This is a genomic window from Zavarzinia sp. (genome assembly GCF_049306435.1).
Classification (GTDB): domain Bacteria; phylum Pseudomonadota; class Alphaproteobacteria; order Zavarziniales; family Zavarziniaceae; genus Zavarzinia.
On the sequence record NZ_JBAQRT010000118.1, the window covers coordinates 1 to 11,443 of the forward strand.

The following is an 11,443-nucleotide window of genomic DNA, read 5'->3' on the forward strand; positions in this document are numbered from 1 at the left end:
GCTCAGGCGCGGCTTCGATGCGGCGGCCCCGGCAGAGCGGGTGGCGGCGGCCCGTCTCCTCGTCGACCGGGCTCATGCCCTGTGGCTGCTGGTCCTGATCATCGGCGGCCTGCTGGCCGCCGGCCTCGTCTGAGCGCGCTTCCACAGTCGCGAGGCTCCGGCCTTCGCCGGAGCGACGATGTTTTGACCCGACCCCTGTCGTCACCCCGGCGAAGGCCGGGGTCTCGATCAGGCAAGGGCGCCTTCGCCGGAGCGGCGGTGTTCGATCTACACCTTGGCCACGCGGGCGAGGGTCGCCTTCAGGCTGTTGGCGCCCGCGTTGTCGACGATGCGGTTCAGCACGATGTCGCGCGGGTTCACGGCCCTGCCGTAATAGGCCTTGTTCCAGCTGGTGGCCGACAGGATGCCCGCGCCTTCCAGCGAGGCGCCGGCGAACAGGCCCTTGGCCCTGGCGTAGGAATAGATGTCGGCGCGGAAATTGGTCGTCATCGCCGCTTCGACGCCCGAGCCCACGGGGCCAACCGCGATCGAGGCATCGGCGCCCAGTTTCATCTCGTCCTTGAAGATCGCCTCGAGGCCGCGCTCGTTGTTGATGACGAGGACGACTTCCGACGCCTGCGCGCCGATCTGCAGGCCGACCGAGCCGGCGGCCAGGGTGTAGAAGGCGGGGGCGGACCAGCTGCCGTCCGTCTTGCGGCGCCCGACCAGGACCCCGTCGCCGCCCGAGCCGCCGATGATGAAGCCGGCCTTCAGCAACTGGGGCACGATCAGGCAACCGACCGAGCGGGCGAGATAGGCGCGCATGTCGCCATAGGAGGGATCGCCGCCCAGGCTGTCCATGGTGATGCGGGCCTTGTCGACCAGTTCCTGCTGGTCGGTCGAGGCCAGGGCCGCGCGGCTGGCGCCGGCAAGGGCGATGGCGGTGATGGCGCCGCCCATCAGCTCACGGCGGGAAATCATCTGCATCGTGGCGTTCCTTCTGTCTCGCGTCCCCGCTTGAACAATGTCAGCGTCGGCGCGCGGGTTCCCGTTATTCGCCTGTCTGGAGTAACCGGCCCTTGTCCCGCGCGCCATCATGGAATCGCAGGAAGGCGAAGATGCCAAGCGCCAGATAGAGCCCGTCGAGCGCGAAGGCGAGACCGATGGCCGCACCGTCGACCGTGCCGGTCAGCAGCAAGCGGCGCATCCCCTCGAAGACATGGGCGGAGGGCAGGCACCAGGCGACACCCTGCAGGAAGGGCGGCAGCACCGAGACCGGATAGAACACCGCCGACAGCGGCGCGATGGCGAAGACGAAGCCCCAGGCCAGCGCCTCCGCCCCCATGCCGACCCGCATGACAAGGCCCGAAATGAACAGGGCGATGGCCCAGCCCATCAGGACGAGGGCGCCGAAGAAGCCGGCGAGGGCAAGGCCCATGTCATAGACCGAATAACCGAAGAACCAGATGGCCAGCAGGCTGGTCGGCACCATGCCGGCGAGGGTGCGCAGCAGGCCGACCACGGCGATGGCGATCAGCAGCTCGATCGGCCGCAGGGGGCTGGCCAGCAGATGGCCGAGGTTGCGGGCATACATTTCCTCGAGAAAGGACATCGAGGTGCCGAGCTGCGCGCGCAGCAGCACGTCCCACAGAAGCGCGGCGCCCAGCAGCACGCCGAGGCCCTGACCGGCGGCGCCCGCCGGCAGGGGCAGCGACAGGGTGATGAAGCCCCAGGTCAGCATCTGCACCGTCGGCCAGTAGATCATGTCGAGGAGGCGCGGCCAGGACGAGCGCAGCAGATACCAGTGGCGCAGCATCAGGGCACCGATGCGCCCCGCCGACAGGGGGCTCATGCCGTTTCTCCCTTGCGGCGGTCGCGGGCGATGTCGAGGAAGACCTCCTCCAGCGTGTCGCGGCCATAGCGGGCCAGCAGCCCGGCGGGCGTGTCGTGATCGACGATCTGGCCGGTCCGCATCATGACGACGTCGGCGCACAGCCGCTCGACCTCGGCCATGTTGTGGGACGCGAGCAGGATCGCCGCGCCGGAGCGGTGCTGATAGTCGAGCAGGTAGCGCCGCACCCAGTCGGCGGTATCGGGATCGAGGGACGCCGTCGGCTCGTCGAGGAGGAGGAGCTTCGGCTCGTTGATCAGCGCCTTGGCGAGGGCGACCCGCGTCTTCTGCCCGGCCGACAGCCGGCCGACCGGGCGGTCGAGAAAGGCTTCGAGATCGAGGTCGGCGGCCAGCGCCTCGATCCGGCGGCGTGGCGCGGCGACGCCATAGAGCCGGGCGAAGACCGTCAGATTCTCGGCGACGGTGAGACGATGCGGCAGATCGACGTAAGGCGAGGAGAAATTCATCATCGCCTTCACCGCGACCGGCTCGCGCGACAGCTCCCGCCCGTCGACCCGGATGATGCCGGCGCTCGGCTTAACGAGGCCGAGGATCATGGCGATACTCGTCGTCTTGCCGGCGCCGTTGCCGCCGAGGAGGCCGGTGATCGCCCCCGCCGCGATCGAGAAGGAGATGTCGCGCACGGCCTCGACCGCGCCGAAGCGCTTGGACAGATGTTCGATATCGAGGATGGGGCGGGGCGAGGCGGGCACGGTCGCATCATGCCAAAGCGCATCCACCCCTGCAAAGGTCGGATGCGGCGCCATTGGCGCGGGCGATCGGAATCTATATTGTGCGGCCCAACAGGCTTCATGCGTTTGCGGGGTATTCCCATGGCCGACAGGCTGGTGACGGTATTCGGTGGTTCGGGTTTCGTGGGGCGCTATGTCGTCAAGCGGCTGGCGAAGCAGGGCTGGCGCGTGCGCGTCGCCGTGCGGCGCCCGCAGGAAGCGGGCTTCCTGCGCACGATGGGCGATGTCGGCCAGATCGCGATCGTCCAGGCCAACGTCCGCCACACCCCGTCGGTCAAGCAGGCGGTCGCGGGCGCGGAAGCGGTAATCAATCTGGTCGGCATTCTCTCCGAGTCGGGCAGCCAGAAGTTCCAGCTGATCCAGGCCGAAGGCGCGAAGCGGATCGCTGCCGCCGCCCGGGAAGCCGGCGTGTCCCGCTTCGTCCAGGTCTCGGCCATCGGCGCCGACGCGAATTCGGGCGCCGATTACGCGAAGACCAAGGCCCTCGGCGAGGCGGCGGTGAAGGCCGCCTTCCCGGACGCGGTGATCCTGCGCCCCTCGCTGGTCTTCGGGCCGGAAGACCAGTTCTTCAACCGCTTCGCCAATATGGCGCGCTACATCCCCGTGCTGCCGCTGATCGGCGGCGGCGAGACGAAATTCCAGCCGGTCTATGTCGGCGATGTCGCCGACGCGGTGGTCGCGGCGGCCAATGGCGCGGTCGGCGCCGCGGCGCAGCCCTATGAACTGGGCGGCCCCACGGTCTACAGCTTCCGCCAGCTGATGGAGATCGTGCTCAAGGTGACCGAGCGGAAGGCGCTGCTGCTGCCGATTCCCTTCGTGGTCGCCAAGCTGCAGGCGGCGGCCATCGGCTGGCTGCCGGGCGCGCCCATCACCTCGGACCAGGTGAAGCTGCTGCGCCGGGACAATGTGGTCGCTGCCGGCGCCCCGGGCTTCGAGGCCTTCGGCATCACGCCCACCTCGGTCGAGGCCATCGTGCCGACCTATCTGCATCGCTTCCGCAAGGCCGGCCAGTACGAGATCCGCGACGCGGTCGAGAACTGATCTCGACCGGTTGAAAGCCGGCGGCCAAATCTTTCTCCAATATCGGGAGGCCGGGCGTGCAAATCGCGCCCGGCCTTTTTCGTTGTGTCGTGGCCGCGATCGCCTTTTGCGCGATTCTCGTGCCGATTTTCGCGCGCAATCCCCTGCTGGCGCCCAGGCGCAGGCTCTGAGGGGTTGAACCACCCTCTGTCGGGACGTCTTTTTGCGTTTGCGAAGGGGTGATGCTGAATCCGTCTCGACGGACCCGGAAAATTCGTTTCAAATCAATGGGGTCCGAGAGACTGCCGACGCCTCTGCGAGCTGTGGCATCGCGGTATAGTTCTCAAACCGGACCTATTTTTGCCTATTTTCGGTGCTGTCATGCGAAGAATATAGGCGGCCCCGCGAAAAATGGTCAGCAAAACTGTCCTAATTGCATTTTTTCGCTTTGCGATCAGAAAATTTGCGCGTATCTAGACCCTAGACCCCCGGGCGCAAGCACCGGACTGCCCCATGGCGCGCCCGTCTGGTTCAGACGCCGGCCGCGTCGAGACACTGGCCGTGATGGAGTAGCCCATGGCTGAGAACAAAATGCTGAAGTTCGTGTCGCGCGAGCAGGAAATGCCGCCCAAGCGCACCGCGGACGAGCGGATCAAGGACTTCGGCGAAATCTATGCCACCTTCGTGCAGCCCTCGGCCCAGGATCAGGCCGGGCGCTGCTCGCAATGCGGCATTCCCTTCTGCCAGGTGCACTGCCCGCTTTCGAACAATATTCCCGACTGGCTGAAGCTGACCGCCGAAGGCCGCCTGCAGGAGGCTTACGAGCTGTCGCAGGCGACCAATTCGATGCCGGAAGTCTGTGGTCGCATCTGTCCGCAGGACCGCCTGTGCGAAGGCAATTGCGTGATCGAGAAGGATTTCAACTCGGTCACCATCGGCTCGGTCGAGAAATTCCTGACCGATACCGCCTGGGAACAGGGCTGGGTGAAGCCGCGCCTGCCCAAGAAGGAATTGGGCCAGTCGGTCGGCGTCATCGGCGCCGGGCCGGCCGGTCTCGCCGCGGCCGAGCAGCTGCGCGCCAAGGGCTATGAAGTTCACGTCTACGACCGCTACGACCGTGTCGGCGGCCTGCTGATCTATGGCATTCCCGGCTTCAAGCTGGAAAAGACCGTGATCACCCGCCGGGCCAAGCTGCTGGAAGACCAGGGCATCACCTTCCACCTGAATTTCGCCGTCGGCACCGACGCGACGCTGGAAGAACTGCGCACCCGCCATGACGCGCTGGTGATCACCACCGGCGTCTACAAGGCGCGTGACGTTCAGGTCCCGGGCGCGGGCCTCAAGGGCGTGCTGCCGGCCATGACCTATCTGACCGCCTCGAACAAGGTCGGCATGGGCGATACCGTGCCGGAATACGAGAGCGGCGATCTCAATGCCAAGGGCAAGGACATCATCGTCATCGGCGGCGGCGACACCGCGATGGACTGCGTGCGCACCGCTGTCCGCCAGGGCGCCAAATCGGTGAAATGCCTCTATCGCCGCGACCGGGAAAACATGCCCGGCTCGATGCGCGAGGTGAAGAACGCCGAGGAAGAGGGCGTCGAATTCGTCTGGCTGTCGGCGCCGCAGGCTTTCCTTGGCGACGACAAGGTGACGGCGGTGAAGGCGCACCGGATGCGCCTTGGCCTGCCCGACAGTTCGGGTCGTCAGGCGCCCGAGGTGATCGAGGGCTCGTCGGTCAACATGCCGGCCGATCTCGTCATCAAGGCGCTGGGCTTCGATCCCGAGGAATTGCCGAAGATGTTCGGCGCGCCGGAACTCGGCGTGTCGCGCTGGGGCACCCTCAAGGTCGATTTCAAGACCATGATGACCAATCTGGACGGCGTATTCGCCGCCGGCGACATCGTGCGCGGCGCCTCGCTGGTCGTCTGGGCGATCCGCGACGGCCGCGATGTCGCGGACCAGATGCACCTTTACTTGAAGGCAAAGGCCGAAGCCGGCCTCGCCAAGGCCTCCTGAGCGTCGGAGGGACGGACATGAGCAAGAATATCGAAAGCGGTTCGGAATTCGTCACCCACTGGCTGGCGGAATCCGCGCGTCTGGACGCCCTGGGCCTCTATGCCCATGAGGACGAGAAGGACAGCTGCGGCGTCGGCCTCGTCGCCGCCATCGACGGCCGCCCGCGCCGCGAAGTGGTGCGCGCCGGCATCGATGCCCTGAAGGCGGTCTGGCACCGCGGCGCGGTCGATGCCGATGGCAAGACCGGCGACGGCGCCGGCATCCACATCGAGATCCCGCAGGATTTCTTCACCGATCATGTCCGCTCCACGGGCCATGCCCCGTCCGAGCGCGGCCTCGCGGTCGGCCAGGTCTTCCTGCCGCGCACCGATTTCGGCCAGCAGGAAGCCTGCCGGACCCTGGTCGAGCAGGAAATCCTGAACTTCGGCTTCTATATCTACGGCTGGCGCCAGGTGCCGGTCGACATCTCGGTCATTGGCGAGAAGGCGAATGCCACCCGCCCCGAGATCGAACAGATCATGATCGAGCACCCGGCGCATCTGAACGCCGACGAGTTCGAGCGCAAGCTGTTCATCATCCGCCGCCGGATCGAGCGCCGGGCGCTGGAATCCAACCTCTCGGCCGACTTCTACCTCTGCACGCTGTCGTGCCGGTCGATCATCTACAAGGGCATGTTCCTCGCCGCCGATCTGGAGAATTTCTATCCGGACCTGCGCGACGAGCGTTTCGTCTCGTCCTTCGCGATTTACCACCAGCGTTACTCGACCAACACCTTCCCCAAGTGGAAGCTGGCCCAGCCTTTCCGTATGCTGGCCCACAACGGCGAGATCAACACCTGGCGGGGCAACGTCAACTGGATGAAGAGCCATGAGATCCGCATGGTCTCTGAAGCCTTCGGCGAATATTCGGACGACATCAAGCCGGTGATCCAGCCCGGCGGCTCGGATTCCTCCGCGCTCGACAATGTCTTCGAGGTGCTGGTGCGCGCCGGCCGTTCGGCGCCGCTCGCCAAGACCTTCCTGGTGCCGGAAGCCTGGTCGAAGAAGTCGACCATGCCGGACGCGCACCGCGCCATGTATGCCTATGTCAATTCGGTGATGGAGCCGTGGGACGGCCCGGCCGCCCTCGCGATGACCGACGGGCGCTGGATCGTCGGCGGTCTCGACCGTAATGGCCTGCGTCCCATGCGCTACACGATCACCCGTGACGGTCTTCTGGTCATGGGCTCGGAAACCGGCATGGTGCTGCTGTCCGAAGCCAATGTCATCGAGAAGGGCGCGCTGGGCCCGGGCCAGATGATCGCCGTCGATCTGGGCGATGGCCGGCTCTATCATGACCGCGAGGTGAAGGACAAGCTGGCGGCCGAGCATCCCTATCTCGAGTGGACCAAGTCGATCGTCGAGCTTGACGAGAAGATCCGCCCGGCGCAGGAGCCGACGCCCTACGACAAGCAGGAGCTGCGCGTGCGCCAGCTCGCCGCGGGCCTTTCCCACGAGGACATGGAGCTGATCCTTCAGCCCATGGTCGAGGACGGCAAGGAAGCCATCGGTTCCATGGGCGACGACACGCCGCTCGCCGTCCTGTCCGAGAAGTATCGGCCGCTGCATCATTACTTCCGGCAGAACTTCAGCCAGGTGACCAATCCGCCCATCGATCCCTTGCGCGAGCATCGGGTGATGAGCCTGAAGACGCGCTTCGGCAACCTGAAGAACGTCCTCGCCCAGGATTCCAGCCAGGCCAACGTGCTCTTGCTGGAAAGCCCGGTGGTCTCCTCCGGCGAACTGATCGAACTGAAGAAGTTCATGGGCGATTCCGTCGCCGAGATCGATTGCACCTTCCCGGCCGATGGCGGCACCGACGCGCTGCGAAACGCGGTCGCCCGCATCCGCCAGGAAGCCGAGGACGCGGTGCGCCAGGGTTATGGCCATCTGATCCTGACCGACGAGAAGATTTCGGACAGCCGCGTGGCGATTCCGATGGTTCTCGCCGTCGGCGGCGTGCACAGCCATCTGGTGCGGCGCGGCCTGCGCACCTTCACCTCGGTGAACGTGCGTTCGGCCGAATGTCTCGACACCCATATGTTCGCGGTGCTGATCGGCTGCGGCGCGACCATCGTCAACGCCTATCTGGCGGAAGCCTGCATCGCCGACCGTCTGGCCCGGGGCCTGTTCCCCGGTCTGTCCCATGCCGACTGCATCGCCCGCTTCAAGGAATCGATCAATCAGGGTCTCCTGAAGATCATGTCCAAGATGGGCATCTCGGTCGTCTCCAGCTATCGGGGCGGTTACAACTTCGAGGCGGTCGGCCTGTCGCGCGCCCTCGTCGCCGAATTCTTCCCCGGGATGCAGTCGCGCATCTCCGGCATCGGCCTCGCCGGTATCCAGAAGAAGGTTCTGGAGCTGCACGGCCGCGCCTTCGACGCGGACGCGGCGGCCCTGCCGGTTGGCGGTCTCTACCGTTTCCGCAAGAACGGTGAATTGCACGCCTGGGAAGGCGGCCTCATTCACATGCTGCAGCAGGCGGTGGGGACGGACAGCTACACGCTGTACAAGAAATATTCGCAAGGGGTGCATTCGCGGGCGCCGATCGCGCTGCGCGACCTGCTCGAATTCAAGCCGGCGGGCAAGCCCATTCCGATCGAGGACGTGGAAAGCATCACCTCGATCCGCAAGCGTTTCGTGACACCGGGTATGTCGCTCGGCGCGCTCTCGCCCGAGGCGCATGAGACCCTGACGATCGCCATGAACCGCATCGGCGCCAAGGCCGACAGCGGCGAGGGCGGCGAAGGGGCGGAGCGTTTCGTGCCGCGTGCCAATGGCGACAACGCCAATTCGCCGATCAAGCAGGTGGCGTCGGGCCGTTTCGGCGTCACCGCCGAATATCTGAACCAGGCCCGCGAGCTGGAAATCAAGGTCGCCCAGGGCGCCAAGCCCGGCGAGGGTGGCCAGCTGCCCGGCTTCAAGGCCACGGTCGAGATCGCGCGCCTGCGTCATTCGACGCCGGGCGTTACCCTGATCTCGCCGCCGCCGCATCACGACATCTATTCGATCGAGGATCTGGCCCAGCTCATCTATGACCTGAAGCAGATCAACCCGACGGCTCAGGTCTGCGTGAAGCTGGTATCGGGTTCGGGCATCGGCACGATCGCGGCCGGCGTCGCCAAGGCGAAGGCGGATGTCATCCTGATCTCCGGCCATGTCGGCGGCACGGGCGCCTCGCCCCAGACCTCGATCAAATACGCCGGCCTGCCGTGGGAAATGGGCCTGACCGAATCCAACCAGGTGCTGACGCTGAACCGTCTGCGCCATTCGGTGAAGCTGCGCACCGACGGCGGCATCAAGACCGGCCGCGACGTCGTCATGGCGGCGCTGATGGGCGCCGAGGAATATGGCGTCGGCACCGCCAGCCTGATCGCGCTCGGCTGCATCATGGTCCGCCAGTGCCAGTCGAACACCTGCCCGGTCGGGGTCTGCACCCAGGACCCGGCGATGCGCGAGAAGTTCGATGGCAACGCCGACAAGGTGGTGAACCTGTTCTCGTTCATCGCCGAGGAAGTGCGCGAGATCCTGGCGTCGCTCGGCCTTCGCACCCTCGAGGATGCGATCGGCCGCGTCGACCTGCTGCGCCAGGTCAGCCGCGGTCATCACCACCTCGACGACCTCGACCTCAACCCGCTGCTGGTCACGCCGGATTCGGGTCCCTATGCCCGCCATTCGGTCATCGTCGGCCGCAACGAAGTGCCCGACACGCTGGACGCCCAGATGGTGCAGGATGCCGCCGCGGTCTTCGACCGGGGCGAGAAGATGCAGCTGACCTATACGGTGCGCAACACCCAGCGTGCCATCGGCACGAGGCTGTCGTCCCATGTCGTGCGCAAGTTCGGCATGACCGGCCTCGACCATGGCCACATCGAGGTGTCGCTGCGCGGCTCCGCCGGGCAGTCGCTGGGCGCCTTCGCGGTGCAGGGCGTGAAGCTGAAGGTTTACGGCGACGCTAACGATTACGTCGGCAAGGGGCTGTCGGGCGGCACCATCGTCGTCCGCACCACGACCTCCTCGCCGCTCGTCCCGCACGAGAACACGATCATCGGCAACACGGTGCTCTATGGCGCCACCGCCGGTTACCTGTTCGCGGCGGGCAAGGCGGGCGAGCGTTTCGCCGTCCGCAATTCGGGCGCGACGACGGTGATCGAAGGCTGCGGCTCCAACGGCTGCGAATACATGACCGGCGGCACGGCGATCATCCTCGGGCCGGTGGGCGACAACTTCGGCGCCGGCATGTCGGGCGGCATGGCTTTCATCTACGACCCGCAGGATCACTTCCCCTTGCGCGTCAACGACGAGAGCGTGGTGTTCCAGCGTCTCGCCTCCGCCCATTGGGAAGGCGTGCTGAAGGATCTCGTCGTCCGTCATCAGGCCGAGACCGGCTCGCCGCTGGCCCAGCGCCTGCTCTCGGACTGGGAGCGCGAGATCGATCGCTTCTGGCAGATCTGCCCGAAGGAAATGGTCAACCGCCTCGCCCATCCTCTGTCGGACAAGGCGGCGCTGAAGCGCGCCTGAGCCGGGGCATCACGATCTGGACATGGCCGGGGAGACCCGGCCATTTTCGTTTTCGGCCGGTGGCGAATGCCCCTGTGTCTATTTTTTAGCCCATTGACCCAACGCAAGGTGAAAGGGGCCGTCCTCTCCTACTGATAGGCAAGGCGCGAAAAGCTGCCGTGGGAGAACGTCTCATGAGGAAACGCATTGGGATGGTCGCCATCGTGGCGGCCCTGCTCGCGACGGGCGGCATGATGCCCACGTCCGCGGCATTCGCTGCCGAGAAGCCCATTCTCGGCGACATGAAGATCGACAATGATCCGGCCGTCGCCGTGGTGCGCGATGCGCTCGTGCGCTTCCAGCGCATGAACGGCCATTGGCCCGCCAGTTTCGACGAACTGGTCGCCGCGACCGCATCCTCGCCGCGGCCGGTTGATCCCGGGGCCTTCATGATCGCGGCCTATTCGACGCGAAGGCAGGGAGCATCTTCGATCGCCCTGTTCGAGTTCACCATGGCCGGCTCCGGCGCCAGGGGCGCTTTCGCCGTGTCCTTCCTGGACATCCGTTGAAGGAGGCCGACATGAACACAAGATTGACCACCCGCTTCGCCATGGTCGCGCTCGCGACCGCTCTCCTCGCCGGCTGCGCTTCGGGCAGCGGGGATTACGAGCCGGCGCCGGCGCCGCCGCCACCCCCGCCGCTCGATCTCGGCAAGGTCGACAAGGCGATCGAAAAGGCATCGGGCGAGACCCCGGGCACCACGATCTACTCCAATGTCCTCAACCTGTCGGGCGGCAGCTGCGTCGATGCCGCGACGAGGCGGGGCGAAGCCATCGCCAATTCGCTGCAGGACATGAAGGCCAAGGGCGACATCCCGGCCGACCACACCGTCAAGGTCTATACCTACAGCGGTTACAGGGTGCCGGGTGTCGACTACGGTAGCCTGCACACCTATACGGTGACCCAGATTTCCAACGGCGCGGGCAAGCCGGTCTCGACCTGGACCTCGGACAATTATCTCGGGCCGAATTCGGTCACGCGCCACGAGGGCGACGGCGGTTACGGCAACTGGAATGACCCGCTGACCAACCCGGTCCGCCCGACGGTCCTTCCGCCGAACGAGCGCCGCACCGGCGGTGGTGGTGGTGGCGGCGGTGGTGGGGACTGAGGCCCGGGCGATGGCCGGGCCGAGCCGGCGCCAGCTTCTCGGCACGGCGATGGCCGTGCTTGGGGCTGGGCTCGTC

General features: G+C 66.1%; 8 protein-coding genes. 5 read left to right on the forward strand and 3 right to left on the reverse strand.

Annotated features, from left to right (window positions below):
• Positions 1 to 267 precede the first annotated feature (267 nt).
• The 3 genes from WAZ62_RS06320 to WAZ62_RS06330 all read right to left on the reverse strand — a co-directional run bounded on the left by WAZ62_RS06320 (position 268) and on the right by WAZ62_RS06330 (position 2,583).
• Positions 268 to 966: a lipid-binding SYLF domain-containing protein gene (locus WAZ62_RS06320; RefSeq protein WP_422642666.1), complete on the reverse strand. Its 699-nt coding sequence runs from the start codon at positions 964 to 966 to the stop codon at positions 268 to 270.
• Positions 967 to 1,030: 64 nt separating this feature from the next.
• Complete coding sequence (locus WAZ62_RS06325; RefSeq protein ID WP_422642667.1) at positions 1,031 to 1,831, reverse strand: ABC transporter permease; 801 nt, start codon at positions 1,829 to 1,831, stop codon at positions 1,031 to 1,033.
• Positions 1,828 to 2,583 carry an ABC transporter ATP-binding protein gene (locus tag WAZ62_RS06330; protein WP_422642668.1) on the reverse strand — a complete coding sequence of 252 codons (756 nt, stop codon included), beginning with the start codon at positions 2,581 to 2,583 and terminating at the stop codon, positions 1,828 to 1,830. Before WAZ62_RS06330 ends, WAZ62_RS06325 begins: the two co-directional genes overlap by 4 nt.
• 120 nt (positions 2,584 to 2,703) lie before the next feature.
• Between WAZ62_RS06330 and WAZ62_RS06335 the strand changes: the two genes are divergently transcribed.
• The 5 genes from WAZ62_RS06335 to WAZ62_RS06355 all read left to right on the forward strand — a co-directional run bounded on the left by WAZ62_RS06335 (position 2,704) and on the right by WAZ62_RS06355 (position 11,367).
• Positions 2,704 to 3,663, forward strand: a complete 960-nt coding sequence (locus WAZ62_RS06335; RefSeq protein ID WP_422642669.1) for a complex I NDUFA9 subunit family protein — start codon at positions 2,704 to 2,706, stop codon at positions 3,661 to 3,663.
• A 555-nt stretch (positions 3,664 to 4,218) separates the two neighbouring features.
• Entirely contained in the window at positions 4,219 to 5,661 is a 1,443-nt protein-coding gene (locus WAZ62_RS06340; RefSeq protein ID WP_422642670.1) for an NAD(P)-dependent oxidoreductase, read from the forward strand.
• A 17-nt stretch (positions 5,662 to 5,678) separates the two neighbouring features.
• Positions 5,679 to 10,220 (forward strand): glutamate synthase large subunit, encoded by a 4,542-nt coding sequence (gene gltB, locus WAZ62_RS06345; RefSeq protein WP_422642671.1) that lies wholly within the window; start codon positions 5,679 to 5,681, stop codon positions 10,218 to 10,220.
• A gap of 173 nt (positions 10,221 to 10,393) precedes the next feature.
• Positions 10,394 to 10,768 (forward strand): hypothetical protein, encoded by a 375-nt coding sequence (locus tag WAZ62_RS06350; protein ID WP_422642672.1) that lies wholly within the window; start codon positions 10,394 to 10,396, stop codon positions 10,766 to 10,768.
• Positions 10,769 to 10,779: 11 nt separating this feature from the next.
• Complete coding sequence (locus WAZ62_RS06355; RefSeq protein WP_422642673.1) at positions 10,780 to 11,367, forward strand: hypothetical protein; 588 nt, start codon at positions 10,780 to 10,782, stop codon at positions 11,365 to 11,367.
• Positions 11,368 to 11,443: the final 76 nt, after the last annotated feature.